Source organism: Aneurinibacillus uraniidurans (genome assembly GCF_028471905.1).
GTDB lineage: Bacteria > Bacillota > Bacilli > Aneurinibacillales > Aneurinibacillaceae > Aneurinibacillus > Aneurinibacillus uraniidurans.
Genome location: NZ_CP116902.1, coordinates 1539994 through 1564340 on the forward strand (window position 1 = coordinate 1539994; position 24347 = coordinate 1564340).

General features: G+C 43.5%; 26 protein-coding genes. 20 read left to right on the forward strand and 6 right to left on the reverse strand.

The window, feature by feature from the left end:
• Positions 1-16 precede the first annotated feature (16 nt).
• Both PO771_RS07710 and PO771_RS07715 read left to right on the forward strand, forming a co-directional pair.
• Entirely contained in the window at positions 17-436 is a 420-nt protein-coding gene (locus PO771_RS07710; RefSeq protein ID WP_272562681.1) for a hypothetical protein, read from the forward strand.
• Positions 437-557: 121 nt separating this feature from the next.
• The gene (locus PO771_RS07715) at positions 558-1949 is read left to right on the forward strand and encodes an aldehyde dehydrogenase (protein WP_422665002.1); all 1392 of its coding nucleotides are present in this window, start codon (positions 558-560) and stop codon (positions 1947-1949) included.
• A 99-nt stretch (positions 1950-2048) separates the two neighbouring features.
• On the opposite strand, the gene PO771_RS07720 is transcribed toward PO771_RS07715, so the two are convergent.
• The gene (locus tag PO771_RS07720; RefSeq protein WP_272562683.1) at positions 2049-2627 is read right to left on the reverse strand and encodes a cation efflux transmembrane domain-containing protein; all 579 of its coding nucleotides are present in this window, start codon (positions 2625-2627) and stop codon (positions 2049-2051) included.
• Between the two features lie 179 nt (positions 2628-2806).
• On the opposite strand from PO771_RS07720, the gene PO771_RS07725 reads away from it, so the two are divergent.
• Complete coding sequence (locus PO771_RS07725; RefSeq protein WP_272562684.1) at positions 2807-3121, forward strand: rhodanese-like domain-containing protein; 315 nt, start codon at positions 2807-2809, stop codon at positions 3119-3121.
• A gap of 178 nt (positions 3122-3299) precedes the next feature.
• Positions 3300-3992: a protein kinase family protein gene (locus tag PO771_RS07730; RefSeq protein WP_272562685.1), complete on the forward strand. Its 693-nt coding sequence runs from the start codon at positions 3300-3302 to the stop codon at positions 3990-3992.
• Between the two features lie 59 nt (positions 3993-4051).
• On the opposite strand, the gene PO771_RS07735 is transcribed toward PO771_RS07730, so the two are convergent.
• On the reverse strand, positions 4052-4864 hold the full coding sequence (locus PO771_RS07735; protein ID WP_272562686.1) for a cytochrome d ubiquinol oxidase subunit II: 813 nt from the start codon (positions 4862-4864) through the stop codon (positions 4052-4054).
• Between the two features lie 282 nt (positions 4865-5146).
• Between PO771_RS07735 and PO771_RS07740 the strand changes: the two genes are divergently transcribed.
• The 15 genes from PO771_RS07740 (at position 5147) to PO771_RS07810 (ending at position 19907) form a co-directional block, all read left to right on the forward strand.
• Complete coding sequence (locus PO771_RS07740) at positions 5147-6259, forward strand: ABC transporter substrate-binding protein (protein WP_272562687.1); 1113 nt, start codon at positions 5147-5149, stop codon at positions 6257-6259.
• On the forward strand, positions 6249-7082 hold the full coding sequence (locus tag PO771_RS07745) for an alkaline phosphatase family protein (protein ID WP_272562688.1): 834 nt from the start codon (positions 6249-6251) through the stop codon (positions 7080-7082). The genes PO771_RS07740 and PO771_RS07745 overlap by 11 nt, the downstream gene beginning before the upstream one ends.
• 110 nt (positions 7083-7192) lie before the next feature.
• Positions 7193-8038, forward strand: a complete 846-nt coding sequence (locus PO771_RS07750) for an ABC transporter permease (RefSeq protein ID WP_272563126.1) — start codon at positions 7193-7195, stop codon at positions 8036-8038.
• The gene (locus tag PO771_RS07755; protein WP_272562689.1) at positions 8035-8907 is read left to right on the forward strand and encodes an ABC transporter permease; all 873 of its coding nucleotides are present in this window, start codon (positions 8035-8037) and stop codon (positions 8905-8907) included. Before PO771_RS07750 ends, PO771_RS07755 begins: the two co-directional genes overlap by 4 nt.
• Complete coding sequence (locus tag PO771_RS07760) at positions 8907-9920, forward strand: ABC transporter ATP-binding protein (protein WP_272562690.1); 1014 nt, start codon at positions 8907-8909, stop codon at positions 9918-9920. The genes PO771_RS07755 and PO771_RS07760 overlap by 1 nt, the downstream gene beginning before the upstream one ends.
• A 27-nt stretch (positions 9921-9947) precedes the next feature.
• Positions 9948-10730 (forward strand): DeoR/GlpR family DNA-binding transcription regulator, encoded by a 783-nt coding sequence (locus PO771_RS07765; RefSeq protein WP_272562691.1) that lies wholly within the window; start codon positions 9948-9950, stop codon positions 10728-10730.
• A gap of 25 nt (positions 10731-10755) precedes the next feature.
• The gene (locus PO771_RS07770) at positions 10756-11640 is read left to right on the forward strand and encodes a Cof-type HAD-IIB family hydrolase (protein WP_272562692.1); all 885 of its coding nucleotides are present in this window, start codon (positions 10756-10758) and stop codon (positions 11638-11640) included.
• A complete protein-coding gene (locus PO771_RS07775; RefSeq protein WP_272562693.1) occupies positions 11641-11985 on the forward strand; it encodes a DMT family transporter in 345 nt (114 codons plus the stop codon).
• A gap of 26 nt (positions 11986-12011) precedes the next feature.
• Positions 12012-12332, forward strand: coding sequence for a DMT family transporter (locus PO771_RS07780; RefSeq protein WP_272562694.1), 321 nt, complete (start codon positions 12012-12014; stop codon positions 12330-12332).
• A gap of 46 nt (positions 12333-12378) precedes the next feature.
• Complete coding sequence (dsdA, locus tag PO771_RS07785; RefSeq protein ID WP_272562695.1) at positions 12379-13749, forward strand: D-serine ammonia-lyase; 1371 nt, start codon at positions 12379-12381, stop codon at positions 13747-13749.
• Between the two features lie 243 nt (positions 13750-13992).
• Positions 13993-15333: a sodium-dependent transporter gene (locus tag PO771_RS07790; protein WP_272562696.1), complete on the forward strand. Its 1341-nt coding sequence runs from the start codon at positions 13993-13995 to the stop codon at positions 15331-15333.
• A 454-nt stretch (positions 15334-15787) separates the two neighbouring features.
• The gene (locus PO771_RS07795; protein ID WP_272562697.1) at positions 15788-16336 is read left to right on the forward strand and encodes a helix-turn-helix transcriptional regulator; all 549 of its coding nucleotides are present in this window, start codon (positions 15788-15790) and stop codon (positions 16334-16336) included.
• 2 nt (positions 16337-16338) lie between these two features.
• On the forward strand, positions 16339-18102 hold the full coding sequence (locus PO771_RS07800; RefSeq protein ID WP_272562698.1) for a DUF8725 domain-containing protein: 1764 nt from the start codon (positions 16339-16341) through the stop codon (positions 18100-18102).
• A complete protein-coding gene (locus tag PO771_RS07805) occupies positions 18103-19029 on the forward strand; it encodes an ABC transporter ATP-binding protein (protein ID WP_272562699.1) in 927 nt (308 codons plus the stop codon). It abuts the gene before it with no gap.
• Positions 19026-19907, forward strand: a complete 882-nt coding sequence (locus PO771_RS07810) for an ABC transporter permease (protein ID WP_272562700.1) — start codon at positions 19026-19028, stop codon at positions 19905-19907. Before PO771_RS07805 ends, PO771_RS07810 begins: the two co-directional genes overlap by 4 nt.
• A gap of 82 nt (positions 19908-19989) precedes the next feature.
• Here PO771_RS07810 and PO771_RS07815 read toward each other — a convergent pair whose 3' ends face one another.
• The 3 genes from PO771_RS07815 to yidD form a co-directional block, all read right to left on the reverse strand.
• The gene (locus tag PO771_RS07815) at positions 19990-21069 is read right to left on the reverse strand and encodes a hypothetical protein (RefSeq protein WP_272562701.1); all 1080 of its coding nucleotides are present in this window, start codon (positions 21067-21069) and stop codon (positions 19990-19992) included.
• Between the two features lie 12 nt (positions 21070-21081).
• Positions 21082-22551, reverse strand: coding sequence for an S-layer homology domain-containing protein (locus PO771_RS07820; RefSeq protein WP_272562702.1), 1470 nt, complete (start codon positions 22549-22551; stop codon positions 21082-21084).
• Between the two features lie 125 nt (positions 22552-22676).
• Positions 22677-22901, reverse strand: a complete 225-nt coding sequence (yidD, locus tag PO771_RS07825) for a membrane protein insertion efficiency factor YidD (RefSeq protein ID WP_272562703.1) — start codon at positions 22899-22901, stop codon at positions 22677-22679.
• 113 nt (positions 22902-23014) lie between these two features.
• On the opposite strand from yidD, the gene PO771_RS07830 reads away from it, so the two are divergent.
• Entirely contained in the window at positions 23015-23971 is a 957-nt protein-coding gene (locus PO771_RS07830) for a CobW family GTP-binding protein (RefSeq protein WP_272562704.1), read from the forward strand.
• Here PO771_RS07830 and PO771_RS07835 read toward each other — a convergent pair whose 3' ends face one another.
• Positions 23972-24310: a DUF1516 family protein gene (locus PO771_RS07835; RefSeq protein WP_272562705.1), complete on the reverse strand. Its 339-nt coding sequence runs from the start codon at positions 24308-24310 to the stop codon at positions 23972-23974.
• Positions 24311-24347: the final 37 nt, after the last annotated feature.

Genomic DNA, 24347 nt, shown 5'->3' on the forward strand with positions numbered 1-24347 from the left:
CTGAAGAGGGGAATGTATGGTTAAAACAAGAGTAGAAGGGAATGTCATTTATGTAACATGGGAAAATGCATGGCGCACGCTCGGAATTGGTCTGTGCATTCTGTCTCTTATGCTAGTAGGGGTTCATGTATCAGGTGCGTACGGCAATCCATTCACCAAGGAAGAATTGAGAGATGAGGTGCGTAATCGCCTACTCGCAAGTGGAAAGTACAAAGAGAGCGACATTGTAGAACTGACTTGCACATATAGCAGCAGCGGCGCGTATACAGTCCACGTAACATTCACAGATGAAACCATTCATTCGTATCAATATGATTTGGACGAAAATGGAACCGCTTTCGTTTTAGCAGATGAAGCAAAAAAGACAGAGCAAAAAGAGAAGGATAGGTCGCAAGATACGATTACAGTAGAAGACATGAGCCCGTATCAAGATTGAAGTGTTCTAAAATGTAAGCGGTAACAAATTACAAGCGAATAGCATCGTCTCATCTTGCTGAATCGGGGAAGATATCGATACAATAGGCTATACGACTATCATGCAGAAAGATGGGACAATGATGCACACTACTTACATAAACCAGGTAAACATTTCGGAAATGGTGGCACGCCAGCGCGAGTATTACCAGAGTGGACGGACATATGCCGCTTCTGAACGTCGCACACATCTTAAGGCTTTGCTTGATGCGATCAAGCGATATGAGCCGAAGATTATGGAAGCGTTGCGATATGATTTGAACAAAGGCGAATTCGAAGCGTATACGACAGAGATCGGAATTCTGTACGAAGAGATTCGGTTTAGTATAAAGCGAATTGGCAGATGGATGCGGCCGAAGCGAGCGAGAACATCCCGTATTCATCTCGGAGCAAAAAGCTGGATTGTACCGGAGCCATACGGTACTGTGCTTATTGTTGCACCGTGGAATTATCCGTTTCAACTGGCGATTTCACCTTTGATCGGCGCGATTGTGGCAGGCAACACGGCCATTTTGAAGCCGTCTGAGTTGACACCACATGTGTCAGCGCTGCTTGCCCAGCTAATCCGTGAGACATTTGCCCCGGAACATATTAGCGTAATCGAAGGTGGTGTAGAGACAAGCACAGAGCTGCTCCAACAGAAGTTTGACTACATTTTCTTTACAGGAAGTGTTGCGGTTGGCAAAGTTGTCATGGAGGCAGCCGCTAAGCAGCTTATCCCAGTCACGCTTGAACTCGGAGGGAAAAGCCCGTGCATTGTTCATCACGATGCAAATGTAGAACTTGCGGCGAAGCGTATTGCATTCGGTAAATTTACGAATGTAGGGCAGACGTGTGTCGCGCCTGATTATTTGTTCGTTCATACGAGTGTAAAAGATAAGCTGCTTGCTGCTCTCAAACAGACCATTGAAGCATTTTATGGTGGTGAACCTCTGCATCATCCAGATTACGGTCGTATCGTTAGCCGACGACATTTTGATCGACTGGCCGGGTTCTTACGTGACGGAACGATTGTGACAGGCGGGCAGACTGATGCGGAAAAACTACAGATTGCCCCGACGATTCTTGAGGATGTGCAGTGGGAGTCGGCGGTTATGCAGGAAGAGATTTTCGGTCCGGTGCTTCCCGTATTGACGTATGACACGATCGAGGAAGTGATTGCAGCGGTAAACGCCAGGCCGAAGCCGCTTGCGCTTTATTTGTTCACGCGGGATAGCAATGTGGAGGGACAAATTGTCAAGCGTATTTCGTATGGTGGCGGCTGCATTAACGATACGCTTATGCATGTGGCAAGTCCGTATTTGCCATTTGGCGGTGTGGGCGAAAGCGGTGTGGGGAGCTATCACGGCAAGAGAAGCTTCGATACATTTACACATTATAAAAGCATACTGAAACAGACAAACTTGTTTGACTTTTCATTTCGCTACCCGTCTTCGAAAATCGGGCTTAGCCTTATCCGGAAACTGTTAAAGTAAAAATCGTGTAACTTGTAGATAGGGTGAGGGGCTGTTTCGCATGTAGGCGGGAGAGCTCCTTTTCCGCTCCCCCACCACGCATCGGAAGATCAAAACTTATCAAGCAGAAGTTCGGGTCACTTTCCACGCCTGCCAACTGGTAAACAGCACAATGGCGAGCGCGACGACAGCGTCAAGCCGATACAGCTGCGTATTATTGATAAGGAGCAACGCAATTGCTGCGGCGATTGATACATAGCCTGCCGTCAAAAGTCGAGCAGCGTTTGCGACGAGTAGGGGAGGAGTTTGCGCATCACTCATGTTCTGCATGGTTTTGCCGAAGCTCCCATTAATCAGTGCACCGATACCGGCTACGACAGCACCAACTACAGGCAAAAGCACAGGGCTAGGGTGTAAAATGTTTTGCACAGACGCGAAGGCGATCCAAAGTCCGCCGCCCACTACAAATACGAGTGCGGCAAGAAGTATTTTTTTAGACGGCTCGGTATAGTGGGAATCGCCGCTGCGCAGGGTAAGAAAAACAGCGGCAGAAGCTGCTGCACACAGGAGTGAATACAGTCCGGCAGCAGCTACAGAAAGTGAGCCAGTTAGTAGTGTAATAAATCCTGTCATACAGAAGACGAATAAATTACAGGCAATCGATAAACCCGCAAAGCGGATAGCAGTAGCAATGTTCATTTTCTTAGGACGTCCTTTCCTGAAATCTTTAGTAGCTAATTGAGCTTATTTGTAGTTCCATTCTCTATTGAACCACAGTCGCGCTGGATTTGGAATCATAATCCCGGTTGACAGAAACATAAGTTGCGAGCATAATCTAAATATATCATATACCCCATAGGGTAAAAGGAGAGAGACAAATGTCACGTATTGTCAATATTTTGTCACAGCAGGTACAAGAGAGACAACAGCAAGGAGAAAAACTGCGAATTATTGATGTACGAGAACCGGAAGAAGTCGCACAAGGAATCATTCCAGGTGCTGTTCATATCCGACTGTCTGAGTTGCCGAACCGGCTTAGTGAAATTGATAAAAGTGCAGAAACGATTTTCGTCTGTCGGGGTGGCAATCGTAGCAGCATGGCTTGTGAGTATTTGTTGGACCTTGGTTATACGAATGTTAAGAACTTAATGGGTGGAATGATCGGCTGGGATGGGCCGATTGAAAAACGCTAATTATGATACACAATGTAGAAAAAAGCTAGTCTGATTTTATTCAGGCTAGCTTTTTTTGGAAATATATAAAACAAGTATGAAACTTCATTGCTTTTGTACCGTATAAGCATACAAAATACATAAAATATGAAGAGCGCATCGTAGGAACTGGTGAGGAAATGGGGGAAAGAGGTGACAAATGGACTGGAAAAAGCCGATTCAACTTTTTCAGGAGATAAATATTCAAGAAGAAGAGGGAAACCAACTTGTTCGGATCGGAGGTGTTCCACAAGGCATTGTGTGTGTAGGGCGCGGGACAGATGCAGCTGTGTTTGTGCATGAGGACCATCCAGGATACGCCTATAAAGTATATGCAGCCACAACGGATGCAAAACGTAAAAATGAAGAAGAGGCTTACCGAAAGCTTGGGAATAATCCATATTTTCCGACATATTACGGATCAGCCGAGCGATGCCTGGTGTTAAGTTACGAACAGGGAAAGAGTTTGTATGATTGCCTGATCGAAGGGGTTGAAATTCCGGCTCATGTGATTACACAGGTGGATGAAGCAATTGCATATGCACGCAGTGTCGGACTAAATCCGCGTGACGTTCATGTGAAAAATATTTTGTTACAGGGTGAGGTATGCCGAGTAGTCGATGTATCTGAGTATGTAAAGGAGGGGAATGATAGACGCTGGGAACATCTTAAGGAAGGCTATCGCCTGTATTATCCACTTATTGCAGCCCGTAAAATTCCTCCTGCTTTGCTCGAGTTTGTAAAGAAACAGTATTGGAAAAAAGCATCTTGTACGTTTTCGGTGCAGGCATTCGGACGCTTTTTGCTTCCGTTGCTTGGAATCGACAAGCAGCGAAAAGCTTTTTTCCTCTGATAAGAAGCTTATAAAAAACGTATGCAGCCTTATGTGGCTTGCATACGTTTTTTTGTTGGTTAGTGTTGGCTTCGTGTGCATTTATGATGAAGCAAAAAGAGTTGTCTGGCAGCGTATAGTACCGGAAGCAGTAAAAACAGTGCTCCCACACAAAGCGTAGTAAGGATAAAGGACGGGCTGATTTTTCCATCATATACAGTAACGTATGGATACAATACGTACGGATAATGAGATACAGCATAGCCAAAAAACGCGAGCCCGTACTGTATGGTAATCAGAAAAAAGGAGACACCATACGCTTTTTTCTTGTAAACAAGATACACAGCTACAAGAAATGCCAGAAATGAAAGTGGGAATACCCACATCACCGTTAGCATGTCGATGAAGTGCAGGCGATTGTGCAGCTTGAGCATAAAGAACACAATGACAGAAGCAAGAATAGCAGGAAGACTCCACATCAGTGTATATACGCGGAGCATCGCTTCTGCCCCCACATCTTTGATCCGTCTGGCATAGTAGGTCAGAAAACTAGCAGAAATAAATAGAATGCTTACAACGGCGAGGAGAATCACACTCCAGGAAAACGGACTAGTAAGCAAATCATTCAGCAGTAGTGTAAGACGACCGTTTTGAATCGTAAAGAAGTCTCCTTCAGAAATAGCAAGCAAAACGGGAATGACCAGACCGATCATGCCGTAAATGATCCAGAATGGAGACGAATAGCGCTGAATGGCAGCATAAAGCGGAGGCACCTCGCCGGACCAATCGCTGTACAGACGAAAAAATCCCGCACCGGAATGAATCGCTCCTACAATTACATAGCCGAACAGCATAAACCAGAGCACCGAAATAATGAACAGATCAAGCGGCATATTTTTCCCTCCGCACGATAAAATAAATCTCTATTTAGCATTGTACTGAAAAAATGTGCGCAAATGATGAAAAGGATATGACAAATTTTAAAAAACTTATGTTTCCATTGTGAAAACCTCATTTGTGAAATGAGAGCATTAGTAATAAAGAAGCAGGTATGTAAGACAACTTACAAAGCTTTAACATTGGCTTAATGTGTGGTTTATATTACCGAAGTATGATGAAACAGTAAACAATCAACATAAAAACAAATGAAACAAGAACAATGGGAGGTTTTTTTGATGAAACGTCAATGGAGTAAGAAATCTTTTAAAGCAATTCAAGCTGGAATACTAGGAATGAGCTTACTAGGTTTAACGGCTTGCGGAACAAAAGAAGAATCTGCTGCTCCTGTTGTTAAAGATCCTAGTTCATTAAGCGTTGGAGAAATCGAAGCAAAAGCAAAGACAGAAGGAGAAGTCAACAGTGCTGGTATGCCTGATACATGGGCGAATTGGGGAGAAACATGGGCTGACGTGACCAAAAAATATAATTTGAAGCATACAGATACAGATATATCGAGCGCTGAGGAGATTGCTAAATTCGAAGCTGAAAAAGAGAATGCAACCGCTGATATCGGTGACATGGGAATTTCTTTTGCTCCAATTGCTGAAAAGAAAGGATTAACTCTTCCATATAAAACTTCTCATTGGAATGAAATACCTCAATGGGCGAAAGACGACAATGGGGATTGGGTTGTTGGATACCAAGGAACGATTGCATTCCTTACGAATAAAAAATTGGTGAAAAACCCGCCGAAATCCTGGGACGACATTTTGAAGGGGAATTACAAAGTGACAATTGGGGATGTGCAGCGCGGAGCGCAAAATCAGATGGGCGTTCTTGCTGCGGCGATGGCTTACGGCGGTAGTGAATCGAATATTAAGCCAGGACTTGACTTTTTTGCTAAACTTGCGAAGCAAGGCCGCCTTAGTCTAACGGACGCAAAGCCAGCCAATATTGAAAAAGGCGAAGTAGAAGTTGCGATTGTGTGGGATTTCAACGCACTTAATTATGCTACTCAAATAAACCGTGACCAATTTGATATATGCATTCCAAAAGAAGGTTCGGTAGTCAGCGGCTATACAACGATTATTAACAAATATGCAAAACATCCATATGCAGCGATGGCAACTCGAGAATATATCTTGAGTGACCAAGGACAAATTAACCTGGCTAAAGGATTTGCTCGTCCAATTCGTGATGTAAAACTTCCAAAAGAAGTAGCTGACAAAATGCTTCCAAAAGAGCAATACAACAATGCAAAACCAATCAAAGATCCACAAGCTTGGGAAAAAACAGCCAGTACTTTACCACAACTCTGGCAAGAAGAGGTGTTAGTCAATGTCAAATAAAGTGATCGCGATTGTTGTTGATGGCATGCGATACGATAAAGCCTGTGAGACGCTCGGATTTATTCAACATCTGGTTGAAACGAATCAGGCGGCACTGTACAAGGTAAAGTCAGAGCTTCCAAGTCTGTCCCGTCCATTATATGAAGTATTATTGACAGGTACGCCTGTATTCATGAATGAAATTACGTCAAACCAAACCGTTCGTCTATCTACGGAAAAAAGTCTCTTTCATCTTACGAAAGAAAACGGCTTAAGAAATGCAACAGCATCGTATTACTGGGTAAGTGAACTTTATAATCGTGCGCCATTCGACTTTATTGAAGATCGTGAGCAAGAAGATGAGTCTAAGCCGATTCAATATGGCAAGTTCTATTGGGACGAAGACTATCCGGACAGTCATTTGATAATGGATGCCGAGGTTTTGCGCAGAAAGTATGATCCGGACTTTTTATACATTCATCCTATGGGTGTTGACGTAAAAGGAGAAAATTATGGTTCGGAATCGAAAGAATATCGTGAGCAAATTTTGAAAATGGGCAGCTTATTAGCACAACTTCTACCGATTTGGATGAAAGCTGGTTACCACATTTTAATTACGTCTGATCATGGCATGAGTGAATATGGCAACCATGGCGGCATAACGGATGGTGAACGCGACGTACCGCTGTTCATCATCAGCCCAAGAGTGGAAGCTGGAATTCACGAAGAAGTCGTTCCACAATTGGCTTTTGCACCACTCGTTTGTGAACTCTTAGGGATTGAGCGGACCGATAAAATGATTTCTTATCGATTGCCTGGATTGAAGGAAACAGTCGCTCATTAGAAAGGACAGATGAGAAGTCTACTTTTATCATGTGAATCGATCTGGTGATAGAGCCAGATCGATTCAAAAAATTGTGAGCACATATAGAGGAGCGAAAACTCTTGCAAAAAATGAAAAAACCAAAATGGTATGCTTTAGCTCTTTTACTGCCCTTTATCATTCTTGTGATTGGCTTTGAAATTGGACCGTTAGTTTCCATGATTAAAAATAGCTTTTATGCAGACGATGGAATCAAGCTTACAATCGACCAATACGTAACGATATTCAAAAGTAAATTTTACTTACAAGCCATTTATAACAGCGTGCTTATTTCACTGTTTTCTGCCATAACTTCGATCATTGTGGCTGTTGTTGTCGCTTTTTCGTTTACAAAGTTCTCGCAACAAGTACAAAACCGTTTACTTATGATTGCCAACATGACTTCGAATTTTGAAGGGATTCCCCTTTCTTTTTCATACATTATTTTACTCGGAAACAATGGTCTGTTTACGCTGCTTTTTGCCAAGCTTGGCTGGGATGTGTTTGCAAAGTTTAATCTCTACTCCTGGACCGGATTAATTCTCGTTTACGTTTACTTCCAAATTCCTCTGGCTGTTATGCTTCTTTATCCTTCTTATCAGGGGATTAAACAACAATGGAAAGAAGCAGCAGCATTATTAGGAGCTTCAAAACGACAGTTTTGGTTCCATATTGGGCTGCCGGTTCTGTTACCTAGTATTGCAGGGATATTCAGCATTTTGTTTGCGAATGCCATGGGTGCTTATGCTACCGCTTATGCCTTAGTCGGCAGTAACTATAATTTATTGTCGCTGCAAATTGCGTCTCTAGTTGCCAGCGATGTTACATTAAAGCCACAGCTAGGTAGTGCATTAGGTGTTTTGCTAGCTTCCACTATGATTGTCGCGATGTGGTTTAATCAACGAATGATGCGCCGCATTAGGAGGGATTTACGATGAAGTCTTCATTGACCGTTCATAAAATAATTGTTGGATTACTTATCATCTATTTGGTAATTCCGCTTCTCGGAACATTTTTATTTTCCATTGCGGGTAAGTGGGATCATACGATTTTACCTGAGTCTTTTACGATGAAGTGGTACATTCAATTGTTCCAGGATGAAAGATTTTTTACTGCCTTTGAACACACATTGTTTTTGATTGTTATGTCTGTAGGGCTTAGCACTCTGATTATGCTTCCAACAATCTTTATCATCAGCGTATATTTTCGTAAATGGGAAGGGCTGCTTCAAGCAACGGCTATGCTTCCTTATGGAATCCCGCCAATTGTTGGAGCGGTAGGATTAATCAAGTTATATTCGGATGGACCGATTCAAATTTCTGGAACACCTTGGATTTTGATCGGCGCCTATTTTGTTACGATTCTACCATTTATGTATCAGGGGATTCGGAACAGTCTTCGTACAATTAATGCAGTAGAACTTGTTGATGCAGCTGAGTTATTGGGAGCATCAAAGCTCCAGGCTTTTCGAACGGTAGTGTTTCCAAATATTCTATCAGGTATCTTAGTATCAACTCTATTATCCGTTGCCCTTTTGTTTAGTGAGTTTTCTTTCGCTAATTTACTCGTTGGAGGTCGATTTGAAACCTTGCAAATTTATCTTTCCAACAAATTAAATACGAGCGGTCACTTAACAAGTGCCATTGTGATTACGTATTATTCCGTGATTTTAGTAGTAACCGGTGCCGTCTTAAAACTCACGTTTAGAGACCAAAAAAGTCCGATGCTGTTAAATAAGAAGCGAGTGTTTTCGATTTTCAAGAAGAAATCTTCTCAAAAAATTACGGTCTTGGAAGGTGAAAATTAATGAACTATGTAAGCATTGACCAAGTAACGAAGCGATATGAAAATCAGGTCGTTTTAAATAATATTTCTTTAACCTTGCAAAAAGGAGAATTCGCTACGCTTCTTGGACAAAGTGGATGCGGAAAAAGTACGTTATTACGTTCTATTGCAGGACTTGAAGAAGTTGATACGGGGAGCATCCTGGTAGATCAAAAAAACATTACCCATTTATCACCACGTCAGCGTGATGTCGGGATGGTGTTTCAATCGTATGCGCTTTTCCCAAATATGACGGTTTTTGATAATATTGCATATGGCCTCAAAATGAAAAAAGAGAAAAATATCAAATCAAGAGTGCAGAATATGATTGATATGGTCGATTTAACTGGAAAAGAAGGATCTTATCCGCATCAATTATCTGGCGGGCAGCAGCAGCGGGTTGCTCTTGCACGAGCACTTGTAATGGAACCGAAAGTGTTGCTTTTGGATGAACCGTTAAGTGCATTGGATGCAAAGATCAGAAAAAATCTACAAAAAGAATTAAAGAGAATCCAAAGAGAATTAGAGATTACAACGATTTTTGTTACGCATGATCAGGAAGAAGCGATGACTCTGTCTGATAAGATTTTTATTATGAATGAAGGGAACATCGTACAATATGGTTCGCCATCAGAAATTTATACGTCCCCGATCAATACATTTGTGGCAAAATTCATTGGAAATTATAATGTTCTAGATATAGAGGTCTTTAATAAGCTTGTTCACAGTACAGAATTAACAGGCTATGAGGTAGCGATTCGTCCTGAAGTTTTACAATTGATTCCTGATGGGCAAGACATCCAGTCTTTACAAGATAATTGGACAGTACAAGGTTTGATTCGGGATATTTCAATGACAGGGAATGTTTTACGATACGAAGTAGAAACAGATGGTTCGATTTTTTATGTGGATTCTCTTCACCATCAAGGTGGAATGCTAGAGCAAGGTTCACGCGCTCATATACTTATCCCTAAGAAAGAATGCATTGCTTTATAAATTATAAAGAAATAATAAGGTGATGAAATGTTGATTTTACCGGAGGAAAGAAAGCATGAAATTTTAAATGAACTTAAAAGTATTGGAAAGGTAAAAGTCGTTGATTTAGCTAAGCAATTCAATGTTTCAGAAGAAACCATCCGCCGTGATTTAACAATGCTAGAGGAAAGTGGGCTACTGAAAAAAGTTTATGGTGGGGCGATTAAAACGACCTTTCAATCTGGAGAGCCTCCGTTTACACAGCGTACTACTGTAAACCAAGCAGAGAAAATCAAAATCGGCCAAAAAGCAGCCGAGCTTATTTCCGATGGAGATGTAATTGTCATTGATGTAGGGACAACTACGGTTGAGTTTGCTCGTTCTATCCAGAACAAAGATAATATTACGATCTTAACAAACTCGATCCCTGTCTCAGCTGTATTAACAGAATCTCTTAACCAAAAAAAGTTTACAGGAGAGATTTTATTGTTGGGAGGACAAATTGATCCGAAACAACAATCTGTAAGCGGTCGTCTCACAGAGCAAATGTTAAATCAATTCAATATCGATAAGGCATTCATTTCAGCGGGCGGTGTTTCGATTAAAAATGGTGTGAGTAATTATCATTTAAATGAGGCATTAGTTTCCCGTACCATGGTCGATGTATCAAAACAAATTATTATGGTAGCTGACCATTCAAAATTGGGTGTTGATACATTCTGTAAGGTTTGTCCTTTAGAAAAGGTTGATGTAATTGTCTGCGATCAGTCACTTCCAAAGACATGGGAGAGCCATTCAAAATTAAACGAAATCGATTGGATTGAAGCGTAGTAGTCTATAAAAGGAGCCGGACAACATGAGTTTAATTGCAATAGACATGGATGGAACACTATTAAACCATCAAAATGAAATTAGTGAAGAAAATATAAAAGCAATTCGAGATGCCCAGGAGAAGGGCATTGAAGTAGTCATTTCGACAGGTCGGGCTTATTTTGATGTGCGAAAAATTTGTGAAAAGGCAGGGCTTTCTACCATTGTAATTGGCACAAACGGTGCGACTATTCATGCGAAGGATGAAAAGCGTATTTCTGCTACTACAATAGAGAGAGATCATGTCCAATCGATTCTCCAATGGCTGGACGAACGGGCTTATTATTATGAAGTGTTTACAGACACGGCCATTTATACCCCTAGACAAGTACGAGAACATTTCTATCATGAGATTCAAAAGATGAAAAGCGCAGATTTAGATGCAGATATGAAAGAAGTAGTGGAAGAGGCAGAACGACAATTCGATCAGTTCGGGTATGTTTTCGTTGAAAACTATCAAGATATTTTAAAACAAGAGGAAGACGTTTATAATATTTTGGTTTGTTCGTTTGATAAAGGGAAATTAGCTGAAGGATGGAAACAATTCGCAGCCTTTGATGCGCTAACAGTCGCTTCATCTGCCCATCATAACATTGAAATTACGAGTAAGAACACATCTAAAGGAATTGCTCTTGAAAAATTGGCTACTTTGATCAATCGTTCCTTAGATCAGGCGATGGCAATCGGAGACAGCAACAATGATTTATCGATGCTTCAGAAGGTAAAATACAGTGTGGCGATGGGGAATGCGAAGGATGAGGTAAAAGAGGTCTGTACAATGACAACGCTAAAAAATAATGAGCATGGTGTGGCCCATGCCATTTATCAATATCTTGAAAACCTTATGATTACAACAGGAGAGAATCTTTAAATGGCCTGGATCTACATTATGATTGCAGGTCTTTTAGAAATCGTCTGGGTTATAGGTCTTAAATATTCACACGGGTTTACCGAGCTCATCCCTAGTATACTCACGGTGGGAATTATCATTTTTAGCTTTTTTTTATTGTCAAAGGCGTTACATTCAATTCCGGTGGGAACAGGGTATGCTATTTTTACGGGGATGGGTACGGTAGGAACGGTAGCGATTGGTGCGATCTTTTGGGGAGAGACAATCAATTGGCTCAAAATTTTTTTTGTTGTCTTAATGATTGTTGGAATCATTGGACTGAAAATCATTTCAAACGATGACCACGTGCAACAAGAAGTGAAATGATGCGTACAAGGTTAGGTGATGTGTAGATGGCGTGGTTTTTCCTGCTTATTGCTGGTTTTGCCGAGATTGGCAGTGTCATAAGCCTTAAACTTGCTGATGGCTTTACAAAATTTTTCCCTTCTGTAGCCTGTCTTTTGTTTGGAAGTCTCAGCTTTTATTTCCTTTCTCTATCATTAACGGTTCTTCCAGTCGGGACGGCCTACGCAATCTGGACCGGTATCGGCTCGATTGGGAGTGTTTTAGTAGGAATGCTTTTCTTTAATGAACCGAAAGATCGTAAAAGAATAGTTTTGATTGCTTGTATTACAATAGGAGCTGTTGGTGTTAAAATAACTTCTGGCCAGTGAGAAAAACCGGGCAAAACAGCACCGTTGCTATGAAAAGAGGAAAAAGATGAGAACCACTAAGATCGAAGGAAAATGTGTACAAGATTGGATAACAGAATATCCCTTACTACATGAGCTAATTGCAACAAAAGAAGTGTTTTGGTCAAACCCTAACTATGAGTTGTTTCAGGCAGGAATTAAAAAAATTCTACTTAATGAAAACGGTGTAAAAGATGCAGAAGAAAGATTGACGCGTTTTGCTCCATATATCGCCAAAGTGTTTCCTGAAACAAGAGAATTGAATGGGATTATTGAATCTCCTATCGTTCAAATTCCTTCGATGCAAAAACATGTAGAGGAAATCCATGAGCTGGAATTACCAGGTAGATTCTTGTTGAAATGCGACAGTCATCTTCCTATTTCAGGTTCGATTAAAGCAAGAGGCGGGATTTATGAGGTTCTCAAACATGCGGAGGATCTAGCGCTTCAACACCAGCTAGTAACACTGCAAGATGACTATTCCATAATGGATAGTGAGAAATTCAGAAACTTCTTCTCACAATATTCAATTGCAGTAGGATCAACGGGGAATTTAGGACTTAGCATTGGAATTATGAGTGCGAAAATGGGCTTTAAGGTAACGGTTCATATGTCAGCAGATGCGAAGAAATGGAAAAAAGATCTTCTGAGAAGCAAAGGGGTAACCGTTGTTGAATATAAAGAAGATTATAGTAAAGCTGTAGAAGAAGGCCGCAAACATGCGAATAGCGAACCAAATTGTTATTTCGTTGATGATGAAAATTCCAGCGACCTATTTTTAGGATATGCAGTAGCAGCTTCCCGGGTAAAAAAACAACTAGAGGATATGAATATAACGGTAGATGAAGATCATCCCCTGTTTGTGTATCTTCCATGTGGAGTAGGCGGTGGTCCTGGGGGAGTTGCCTTCGGATTGAAATTACTATATCAAGATCATGTACATTGTTTCTTCGCAGAACCTACGCATTCACCGTGTATGCTACTTGGTTTAGCAACGGGATTGCATGATAAAGTTTCTGTACAAGATTTTGGTATTGACAATATGACAGCAGCAGACGGCCTTGCAGTTGGAAGACCATCTGGGTTTGTTGGTAAAACAATCGAGCCTTTATTAAGTGGATGTTATACTGTGAGTGATGATGAGTTGTATAAGCTATTATATGCATTGATTGAGACAGAAAATATTTATTTGGAGCCTTCTGCCTTGGCAGGTGTATTTGGTCCTGTTCAGTTGATGAAGGAGAAAGAGGGACAGGAATATTTACAGAACCATCAACTAACAGATCGAATCAAAAACGCTACGCACATCATGTGGGCTACCGGCGGCAGTATGGTTCCTGCTGAAACGATGGAAGAATATCGACAAAAGGGCTTGAAATTATCACGTAAGAAAAATTGAACAAACGCGCGTAGTTGAGTTGTACAAAACTTACGCTTGAGCGTTGACTGCTTTTCTACAGCGATGGTTATTTACGGAAAATAGCCATCGCTTTTTGTTGTTCTTACATACTTTCACCATTAACTTTCTGCCCTTATACATGAGATAAAAAATGTGATTTGTAAAAAACAAAATATTTATACATAACATATGGTAGAATGAGTACGGACTTTCTAACATACAAACAGAGGAATGGAGAAAAATATGCAACAGTCAGAGCAATGGACATCAAGACTTGGCTTTATTCTTGCTGCTGCCGGGTCGGCGATTGGACTCGGGGCAATTTGGAAGTTTCCGTATGTAGCGGGAACGGGTGGGGGAGGAGCTTTCTTCCTAATTTTTATTTTATTTACGGTATTGATTGGTTTACCGCTTCTGCTTGGTGAGTTCGTAATTGGCCGCAATACGCAGAAAGAAGCGGTTAGTGCCTATGCAGCGATTGCACCGCACACGGCCTGGCCCTGGATTGGGCGCCTTGGCGTTATCACTTGTTTTATTTTGCTTTCGTTTTATAGTGTCGTGGGTGGATGGATTCTGCTATATTTATTCCGCAGTGCGACTGGACAGCTATTTAAAGTGGGCGGCGGATACGAGGCGCTGTTCGGTCAGGTGATTTCGAATTCATGGCTTACGGTTGGAGCTCAGCTTGTTTTTATGCTGCTTACGGTTATCGTAGTCGCACGCGGCGTGCAAAATGGGATTGAAAAAGCGAATAAATATATGATGCCTGGCCTGTTTATTTTGTTTATCGCAATTATTATTCGTTCCGTAACGTTAGATGGAGCATGGGCAGGGGTCACGTTTTTTCTGAAACCGGATTTTACGAAGCTGACATCGGAAACGGTGTTGTATGCGATGGGACAATCGTTCTTCTCGCTTAGTGTCGGTGTGTCGGTTATGGTGACATACAGTTCGTATTTATCGAAAAAAGAAAGCTTGCCGCGCTCGGCCGTATCGATTGTTGTGATGAATTTGCTCATCTCTTTACTGGCGGGGCTGGCAATTTTTCCAGCAACATTCTCACTTGGTATGAAGCCGGAAGCGGGTCCGGGGTTGTTGTTTATGGTACTGCCTGCCGTGTTTGAGCATATTCCGTTTGGTCAGTTGTTTCTCACGGCATTTCTAGTTTTATTCCTATTCGCAACACTGACGTCGGCGTTTTCGATGCTTGAGATTATTGTTGCTTCTTTAACGAAAGGCGTGCAGGAGAAGCGGGTGCGGGCGAGTTGGATAGCTGGTCTGCTTATTTTTGCAGCGGGCGTTCCATCTGCGCTGTCTTTTGGTATATTGAGCGATGTGAAGCTATTTGATAAGTCAATTTTTGACGCGGCAGATTTTTTAGTGAGTAACATTTTGATGCCGCTTGGCGCACTGTTAATTGCCGTATTTGTTCCGCTTAAAATGAAGCGTGCTGTACTGCTTGAAGAGATGAGCGCAGGATCTAGTACCGGCGCGCGTCTATTTGCAGGCTGGTTGTTTCTGCTTCGGTATATAACGCCAGTCGCGATTGTGATTGTGTTTCTTAATGTATTGCATATTATTTAAAAGACGAAGAAAGTATGGCAAAAAGGCCGTCTCAAGAGCTAGAACATAGCGATTGAGACGGCCTTTTTTTGAGAAAACTACGGAGCTTAGGCATATAAAATTTGTGTTTGAGTTATCTCCCAACTGTCGGCAGGAGCGGAGAAGGAAGGCGCTGTGGAACGCTTTTACGCTCTACCCAGCGGAAGGGGGCAGGCATACGGGCCTTTGCCCATAACTCTTCTGCGCCCAAACATCTCGTTCTTTTATGGGCGAGTGTGCCTGAACCCTGAGGCGGACAGTTTCCGCTTCCCCGCAGAGCGTAACCAAGTGACAAAGCGCCTTCCTTCTCCGCTTCTCCACTACACGTTGGGCAGATTCAACCCATCAAACCCATTTTTTGTATTGACTTATACTCTCTAAAAGTGTAATTTTACACTATAAGAATAAATTTCAACACAAAAGAAAGGAGAATGTTATGAACGGATACGAGCCTGTGCAGTTTACGCAAGACATGCTTGATCGGATGATTTCCGAAAAAGTGCGGTTGATCCGCACCGAAGCGAAGCTGACACAGGAACAGATGGCGGATGTGCTCGGCCTGTCTAAAAAAACGCTCGTCCAGGTAGAAAAAGAGCGAAAAACGCTCGGCTTCACAGCGGCGGCCCTCGTTGGCGCCTTGTTCCGCGACAGTGAGATTATGCAAGGCATGTTTGGAGAGTCAGCGCTTGAAGTGATACGACTGACTGCTTTTAATGGGATCGAACACGGTGACGAGAGCGGAGCGGACTGGATTTCCCGCGCCCGCACACAGGCACGCTACAAGTCGATGGGACGACGTGTCTGGTGGAAAGATGAGCAAGAAGGGGATATGTATATCTTGCAATCACATATTTTGACCGGGCACTGCCGTATCATTGACCGAGAAGATGCGTTGCAGTATTACGGGGCTGATCTAGAAGAGGCGCAAGTGCGCTTGCGTGAGCTCGAAGAGATGGCACGGGATCATAGAGAGAAGGGGATATGAAAATGAGAGGACGAAAACGGAGCAGGCAGCTTGCCTGGGTCGGTGTGCTTATGCTGCTGTTCGTATGGAGCAGTTGGTATGTTCCGGTACAGGCAGCTTCCGAACCGGTTGAACTAAAAGTAAGCGTTGGGTTTGATGGTACGTTTAACGGTTCCAGTATCGTACCGATTACTGTAACCGTAAAAAATATAACGGATCAGGCAGCAGAGGGCGACGTCATGCTGCATATGCAGAATTCGAATCAGCTTGGTGGTACATATATTCAGCATGTGCAACTGCAAAAAGGCGAGAGTAAGCGGCTTACGTTCCGTATGTACGGTCAAGAGATTGGTCAGGGAGTTAACCCAGGACGTGACTCATATGTCCAATGGGTGCAGGGGGATGTACCCGGCGTGAAGTATCCGCTTGAAGGACACGGGATATCAGGAAGGGGGGAGCATGATCGTATTGTTGTTGTACTCGGAAACGATACCGATACGAAAGCCATCCTCAAAGCGAAACCGCTACAGCCAAAAGAGGATAATACGGTGCCGATGGAGTTGTCTACGGCAGCTGTATCGCTTGAGATGATGCCGACCGATCAGATTTTGGACAGCGGAATTGATGTGTTGATGGTGACGAAAGAGACGGCGGCTCGGCTTCCTGTATCCTTTCGGAAAGAAATTGATCTCTGGACAAAAGCAGGCGGTCAGTATTTGATCGTAGAGCCGGGGAGTGAATCTGCTGCCTGGGCAGCGGTTGTGAAGCGGGCCAACCAGCCGGCTTTTGGCTGGGGTGATCCGGTTGGTAACTTCTATGGATTAAGTGAAGCGTCATCAACGCTTCGTTCGCTTACACTTCCTGATGTTCCGCTTGCAGCACTTTTGTTTACCGGGTATATCGTACTGATCGGGCCGCTCGTCTTTTATGTGATGAAAAAACGGAACGCTCGCGAGTGGAATTGGCTGCTCATTCCGGTGTTGGCACTTAGTGTTACCGGTGCGGTGTACATGTATGGAAGATGGCAGCACGGAGATCAGGTAAAAATGCAGAGTGCATCACTTGTGAATTTGCTGGGAAACGGGGATGCGAGTGTCGAGCAAGCTACGACATTTTTTGTGCCGCATGGCGGGGATTATACACTTTCGTATCCGGTGCAGGCAGATGTATTTGCTGTTGGAGAACGAAACAATACACCGCGTAAACCTGAAGAAAGCAATGTGATCATTGGTGTACAGCCAGAGCGAAAAGATGTTTGGTTCCGGAAGGCTGATTTCTGGTCGATGCATACGGTATATGCACGGCAGCGGGAGCAGGCTGCAGGAACGATAACCGGGCAGTTAGAAGCACGTGGTAATCAAATTATCGGAACGGTGCGCAACAACACGAAATATACGCTAAAAGATGTGCGCATCGCGAGCGGCAAGGGCATACAGGAAGTGACGAAGCTTGCGCCAGGTGAAACAGTACAAGTGAAGCTTGTGGCTGAGCCAGCGGTAGGGGATCGACCATTCTTGCAGACCGATGCAGGAAAGCGCATGTTGCCAGTACATGTGCGAACAGCAGAGCAGGATGTGACACGTTCACCGGAAATACGACTGCTTGAGATGGCATATAACCCATCTTTCAATCCGGATGTAGCACCTGATGTATATGTGCTTGGTTGGGTCGAAGAACCTGTCTTGAAACCGAGTATGTCAGCATCTCATGAGTCAACGAACCTTACGTTAGTAAACGCAAAACTTACTACTGTGAAGCAAGCAGATGTGAAAGGAGGTACGAAGTAGATGATTGAGATGATAGACGTAACCAAGCAGTTTGGTCGTACGATGGCGCTTAAGGGCATCACGATGACCATTGAGAAAGGGCAAATTTATGGCTTTGTTGGCCCGAATGGCGCGGGCAAAACGACGGCGATGTCAATCCTTGCTACGCTGACAGCTCCGACAAGCGGTACTGCTCGGGTTGGCGGTTATGACTGCGTAAAACATCCAAAAGATGTGCGCCGCCTGATTGGCTATATGCCGGATTTTTTTGGCGTGTATGATAATTTGACTGCTTATGAATATCTTGATTTTTACGCAGCAAGTCACGGGTTATCTGTTACTGAGCGCGAGCGCGTCATTCCCCAGATGCTTGAACTTGTCAATTTGACGCACAAAACGAATGACTATGTAGATATGCTCTCACGCGGCATGAAGCAGCGCCTTGGCTTAGCTCGTAGCCTTGTCCACAATCCGGAGGTGCTTATTCTCGACGAACCAGCATCTGGACTTGATCCACGGGCGCGTATTGAGATGCGCGAGATCGTCAAGGCTCTGCGTGATACAGGCAAAACCATTTTAATTAGTTCTCATATTCTCCCGGAATTAGCAGAGATGTGTGATACGATCGGCATTATTGAAGCAGGTCAGCTTGTAGCGGCTGGTACGGTTGCGGATATTGATCGCCACATGCGCGGTCATCGCCTGCTGAAAATTCGTCTGCTTGATCGCCAGGCAGAGCTGCTTACTCGGCTTCGTACTGTATCTTCTGTTTCGAATGTAGTGGCAGAAGACGATCATGTTATCGCCGGATTTACCGGAACGGACGTTGAACAGGCGGGATTGCTTGCTAGTCTGCTTGCTGAAGGGTATCCGATCGTCGCATTTGGTGAGACGGAAGGCAACCTTGAAGACATCTTCCTGGAGATTACGAAAGGAGTGGGATCATGAACATGCGTCAACTGCTTGTCAATCCGGTGCTTAGCAAGGAATTCCGGGTACGGATGCGCTCCAAAAAGACACCGGGGATTATTAGCTTTTATTTAGCTGCGCTTGCGATTGTCGTGTTTACCGTTATGTATTTTGCAATAAAAGATCGTCCAGGTTATCAGGCATCCAGTGCACAAGGATTTTTTATATTGTTGTCGGCCTTGCAGTATGGTCTGATTATTTTTGCTACACCAGGCTTGACTGCCGGTGTCATTAGTGGGGAGCGTGAACGGCAGACGTTATCACTTCTTTTGACGACGAATTTGTCGGCTTGGCAGATTATTGTCGGCAAGTGGATGTCATCACTTAGCTTTATGATTTTGCTCGTACTTGCCTCGATGCCGTTGTACAGTCTTGTATTGTTGTTTGGCAGTGTGTCTCCACTGCAAATGATGCAGACATTCGGCGTGTATTTCGTTACAATGATTTCAATTGGCGCAATGGGAGTGCTTATGTCGACGCTTATTAAGCGAACCGGAGCAGCAGCGGTTGCGACGTATTCGGTGGTGTTTGCTTATACGACATTGCTATCGATTGTTACATGGATCATGGTGAAGTCGATAGATGATGATTTGCGAGCAGCTGCCCAGACAACAGGTCATATGGCGAGTATCATAACACACCCATTGTTTGACTGGCTGAATTTTTTGGTAGCGATCAATCCGGTGAATGCAGTGGTATATGTATTTCTTAACGATAAGTGGATGATTAACGATGTGACAGTGCAAGAGATGATGTTTCATCCGTATACAACATTTATTGTGTTCTATGTGATTCTTACGGTGCTCATTCTTGCACTTGCTTCGTTTCTGATTCGTCGTATTCAGATTCGCCCGTAGAATGATTATCATAACAGAGAACCCCCCGACCACTAAGGTAGTCGGGGGGTTCTCTGTTTAGTAACTCTTTTCAGATTTAAATCTAAGGGGTATATACAATGCTGTCACCTGTTGTCGTATCAGTGTCTAACCCTGCACCAGTAAATGTGCGTGTTTCTGTTGTAGGCATTCGGTTGCCCAGTACATCTTGAATAGCGGTCGTACTTGAACCAGAAGCAAGAACGGTGACTTTGCTATCATTACTTTTATTTGTCATTATACCTGCTGTAGTGAGAATAACTGTTTTCCCATCAGGTTGGAGTATAGCAGAAACCGGTGTCACAGAGGTAGCACCTGAAAGCGGTGAGCCATCTGCTTTACTGAGTTCATAATTGGTCTTGGTTTCAGCAGATGCTTTTGTTACTTTTTCACTGAAAGTGACAAGCATACGCTTTTGGTCGATCCCTACGGCACTTATTACAGAAGGGCCTTTAAAGTCATAACCAAAATCAGAACCTGGGATAGATGCGGCTCTACTATTTACACTAAGTGAACCCTCTTTCCCGGCAAGTGAAGAGATGGTTAGGTTATATTTTTTCTTATCGCTTCCCACTTGAGTCACTTTTGAAATTGTTGTCAAAGAGCCATCTACCTTTACACTAAAACGAGCTGCATCAGGAACAGAAGAAAGTACATCAGATAAATCCACTTGTACAGTCGTCTCATTTAGTACGGTAACATTGGTGATCGTGATATTCCAAGTGGATCCGGTTTGACGATCTACTTCTATAATCTGACCATTAGAAGAAAGGGTTGCTGTCTTAATTGTTTCAGGAAGTGCACTGTATAGTAGAGCATTGTTTTCTGTGTATTCTTTTAGGTTACGTGAAGAAGAATAGGCGCTTAGAACATCTTTGTAATCCACATAGCCCCGTTTTGAGTCATAAAGAGCAACGGCTTGACCAGAGATGAAGTGCTGCCATAGTTTACTGCCGGTTGACTTTGGATCAATGATGTAGTCTGTTCCAGACCTAACTAAATCATCGACTGAATAGTAGTAAAGTGTATTGTTTGATTTTGCTACGTATCCTTCAATTTCGGCTGATGTAATGCCGGTACTGCCTGACCATAACAGTGTAGTGGCACCCAGCAGTGCTAAGAAGGTTTTTTTTTGTTTTTTCACGTTGTAGCCTCCTTACTTATTTTCTTCGACTGAAACATATAGGTCGTCAGCATTTAATGTTGTTTTAACAAGCCCGAAAAACTTCTTTTTATCAGGTGAGTAGATTAAGTAGCTACCTTCTACTTTGACACGGAAGTCACGCGGTGATTGTGTGCCGCTTAGTGTAACGGTAATTTCTTTATAACCAAGTAGCTTGGAATCTTTCACTTGCGCTTTAGCTGTCGGTAGTCCGGCTCCCATGTTAGGTAACACTTTGCTTGTACCTTCGACTTTAATACCGGATTTGACTTGTTTGAATCCCTTTGCCGTATCTTTAGGGTCAAGTAGGCGAAGCGAATACGTTTGATTTGGTAGAACGGTAATAGCATAATCTCCGTCAGAATCGGTTTTGCCGGTAAACGTTATATTGTTAGCTGTGAACGCAATTTTTGCGTTTTTTACCGGGTACGCATACTGACTGAGGAGTTTTCCTGAAAGCTGGACTCCTTGCTTCATACGGAGATTGACTTCTTTCGTAGTATTCGCTGTAACTTTTACATTCGTTTCATACGCGACGTATCGGTCTTTGATTGCAACTACTGTATAAGTGCCAGGAGCTGGGCTAAGCGTATAATTACCACTAGGATCCCCTGAAACTTCTTGTTCCGGTTCAAAGGCACCGGATTTGATAACCTTAACGGTAAAAGGTGTAGCAGATTTGTCGTCAAGCGTCACCTTGCCCCGCACGGTTCCGGAAGTCGTTTGTGTTTTGGTCGACTGTGAACTTTGACTTGAACTAGTAGTCTGATTTGATTTCGTAGTTTGACCTGAACTAGTAGTTTGACCTGAACTAGTAGTCTGACCTGGTTTCGTAGTTTGAGTCGGTTGCTGCCCGGAAGAAACTGGCTTGAATGCGCGTGCTTTGTTCAGCATGACAGCCGCCTCTGCTCGCGTCATATATTTAGTGGGACCGAATGTACGATTTGCATAGCCGTTCATAATTCCTTTAGCAGTCAGTCCATTTACGCTTGTACGCGACCAGTCAGGTACAGTCACTGCGTCTGTAAAGGACTTGCTTGAGTTCTCTTCTGTAATCCCAAGTAAATTCCCTAACATAGCGGCTGCTTCTGCGCGCGTGACAAGCTTACTTGGCTGGAACGTGTTATCTGGATAGCCGGACACATACCCGGCTTTTTTAGCGATTGCAATCTGAGAGTGAGACCAGAGAGAAGAAGGAACGTCTGTAAAGTCTGCGTTTCCATCAGTCGCTGTCAATTTAAAAGTTTTATTTACCATCGTCACGAATTCCGCACGAGATATGCGAAGATCCGGTCGGAATTTCCCATCTGGATAGCCTGTGACTGCCCCGATACTAACCATGCTATCGATTGATGACTTCATCCATGGAATATTCGTATCGCTAAAGCGTGCAGCTGACACAGGAGCAGCCAAGCTGGTAGCCAGGCATGCAGAAAGAAGGATGGCTGCAGATTTTTTTCTCATGATAGCTAAAAAACCCCCGTTTTTCTAAAATATGTTCTCCTTCATTATATATCGGATTGGAAAGGGGTGGTAGAAAAATAAATAGAAAAAAACAGGACATACGTCCTGTTATACGCCTTATGAGCTTATGATTCTTTTTTCTTTGGAACCGGGTCGATGCCGCCGGGGTGGAAGGGATGACACTTCAGAATTCGCTTTATTGTGAGCCAGCCGCCTTTGAACGCTCCGAATCGCTGAATGGCTTCTAATCCATAGTGGGAGCAGGACGGATAGAAGCGGCAGGAAGGAGGCAGGAGAGGAGAGAGAATTCGTTGATAGGCGCGAATTAAAAATAGTAGAATGGTTTTCATCGTATCGTTATTCCTCCGCTGCAACATATATGGCTCATTATACAGGATACATGGTGAATGATCACGCCAAAGAGGTATAATTGTACTACATCGGCAAGAAAGGAACGACACATATGGCACAAGGACAAATTGAATTGTATATACTCACGGGATTTCTCGGCAGCGGGAAAAGTACACTGCTCGCTCGCTTGTTGGAAGCAGAACACAAGCAAGAGCGGCGAGTTGGTGTCATTATGAACGAAGTGGGCGAGATTAGCATTGATTCGGCATACATACCAGACGGCATGCCGCTTGCAGAATTGCTCAATGGCTGTGTGTGCTGCAGCATACAGGGAGAGCTGACGATGCAGTTATATCAGATGGCTCAGACGTATGAGCTAGACGCAGTATATATCGAGGCGACAGGAGCTGCACACCCGCTTGAAGTGCTCGAAGCTTGCACACATCCATCGCTTGCGCCACTGTATGAGATGCGTGCGATCGTAGGCGTGATTGATATGAAGCAGTGGCAAAATCGCCAGGAACTAAAAAAGCCTGTGCAGCAGTTGCTAGAAGCACAGGCAAAATATGTGGATATTATCATTGGTACGAAGCAGGATCGGCTTACGGAAGCGGAACGAGTAACGGTAGCTGAGACCATAACATCATGTCAGCCAGAAGCGATACATACTTTTACAACGTATGCACGGATTGATCCTGATATCATAACTAGATCGCGACCACGCTACCGGACAGATCAGCCGCATGAGAAGACGCACGTTCATCACCATTTGCATCTGCGTACGTATACTCGGTTTTTGTCGGGGGCGCTGCCGCGTATGGCGTTTGAAAACTGGCTGCGCAGCTTGCCGCCTACGGTGTATCGAGCCAAAGGCTTTATTCATGTGACGGATACGTCGCGCCTGTTTTTATTCCAGTACGCATATGGCGAACCGATGCTCATTCCGTACAACAGCGACCGTCCGTGTGAGGATGTGCTTGTGTTTATTGGAGATAATCTGGATACGGATCGGATTGAACAGGCGTTGAATGAGCTTGAGAATGCGGCGAGACGAGAGGGAACTTTGTAGTTATCCGATCATTTTATACCCGATATACATGACCACGAGCAGGTCAATGATAAATAGCACCCATAGTATAGGTCTGCGCTCGCCTTTATACGCATCGAGCAGGATCATCTCCATTAACCCGATCAAGAAAAGTGCCAGTGAGCCTTTTACAAGCGTAATCGGGATGAAATTGTAGGCTGAAACGAGCATAAAACCGCTGACGATGACAAGCAACATGACGAGGCGGGTGAGCATATGAAGAATTTTATACCCTTGTTCATTTCCTAAGCGCAGGATAATAAAGCTGAGAACGAATAAAATGAGAAGCAGAGACCATAATCCGGTATGTATGTGTACCATAAGTAATCACGTCCTTTTTATAACATTTCTTTTACTA

Bases quoted from the DNA above. Each gene is read 5' to 3' on its own strand.
- PO771_RS07735 (WP_272562686.1), bottom strand. From the start codon at position 4,864: ATGCCGCTTGATCTGTTCATTATTTCGGTGCTCTGGTTTATGCTGTTC.
- PO771_RS07800 (WP_272562698.1), top strand. From the start codon at position 16,339: ATGAGAGGACGAAAACGGAGCAGGCAGCTTGCCTGGGTCGGTGTGCTT.
- PO771_RS07715 (WP_422665002.1), top strand. From the start codon at position 558: ATGCACACTACTTACATAAACCAGGTAAACATTTCGGAAATGGTGGCA.
- PO771_RS07790 (WP_272562696.1), top strand. From the start codon at position 13,993: ATGCAACAGTCAGAGCAATGGACATCAAGACTTGGCTTTATTCTTGCT.
- PO771_RS07795 (WP_272562697.1), top strand. From the start codon at position 15,788: ATGAACGGATACGAGCCTGTGCAGTTTACGCAAGACATGCTTGATCGG.
- PO771_RS07835 (WP_272562705.1), bottom strand. From the start codon at position 24,310: ATGGTACACATACATACCGGATTATGGTCTCTGCTTCTCATTTTATTC.
- PO771_RS07740 (WP_272562687.1), top strand. From the start codon at position 5,147: ATGAAACGTCAATGGAGTAAGAAATCTTTTAAAGCAATTCAAGCTGGA.
- dsdA (WP_272562695.1), top strand. From the start codon at position 12,379: ATGAGAACCACTAAGATCGAAGGAAAATGTGTACAAGATTGGATAACA.
- PO771_RS07710 (WP_272562681.1), top strand. From the start codon at position 17: ATGGTTAAAACAAGAGTAGAAGGGAATGTCATTTATGTAACATGGGAA.
- PO771_RS07820 (WP_272562702.1), bottom strand. From the start codon at position 22,551: ATGAGAAAAAAATCTGCAGCCATCCTTCTTTCTGCATGCCTGGCTACC.
- PO771_RS07775 (WP_272562693.1), top strand. From the start codon at position 11,641: ATGGCCTGGATCTACATTATGATTGCAGGTCTTTTAGAAATCGTCTGG.
- PO771_RS07765 (WP_272562691.1), top strand. From the start codon at position 9,948: ATGTTGATTTTACCGGAGGAAAGAAAGCATGAAATTTTAAATGAACTT.
- PO771_RS07780 (WP_272562694.1), top strand. From the start codon at position 12,012: ATGGCGTGGTTTTTCCTGCTTATTGCTGGTTTTGCCGAGATTGGCAGT.
- yidD (WP_272562703.1), bottom strand. From the start codon at position 22,901: ATGAAAACCATTCTACTATTTTTAATTCGCGCCTATCAACGAATTCTC.
- PO771_RS07805 (WP_272562699.1), top strand. From the start codon at position 18,103: ATGATTGAGATGATAGACGTAACCAAGCAGTTTGGTCGTACGATGGCG.
- PO771_RS07730 (WP_272562685.1), top strand. From the start codon at position 3,300: ATGGACTGGAAAAAGCCGATTCAACTTTTTCAGGAGATAAATATTCAA.
- PO771_RS07770 (WP_272562692.1), top strand. From the start codon at position 10,756: ATGAGTTTAATTGCAATAGACATGGATGGAACACTATTAAACCATCAA.
- PO771_RS07745 (WP_272562688.1), top strand. From the start codon at position 6,249: ATGTCAAATAAAGTGATCGCGATTGTTGTTGATGGCATGCGATACGAT.
- PO771_RS07725 (WP_272562684.1), top strand. From the start codon at position 2,807: ATGTCACGTATTGTCAATATTTTGTCACAGCAGGTACAAGAGAGACAA.
- PO771_RS07810 (WP_272562700.1), top strand. From the start codon at position 19,026: ATGAACATGCGTCAACTGCTTGTCAATCCGGTGCTTAGCAAGGAATTC.
- PO771_RS07720 (WP_272562683.1), bottom strand. From the start codon at position 2,627: ATGAACATTGCTACTGCTATCCGCTTTGCGGGTTTATCGATTGCCTGT.
- PO771_RS07760 (WP_272562690.1), top strand. From the start codon at position 8,907: ATGAACTATGTAAGCATTGACCAAGTAACGAAGCGATATGAAAATCAG.
- PO771_RS07750 (WP_272563126.1), top strand. From the start codon at position 7,193: ATGAAAAAACCAAAATGGTATGCTTTAGCTCTTTTACTGCCCTTTATC.
- PO771_RS07755 (WP_272562689.1), top strand. From the start codon at position 8,035: ATGAAGTCTTCATTGACCGTTCATAAAATAATTGTTGGATTACTTATC.
- PO771_RS07830 (WP_272562704.1), top strand. From the start codon at position 23,015: ATGGCACAAGGACAAATTGAATTGTATATACTCACGGGATTTCTCGGC.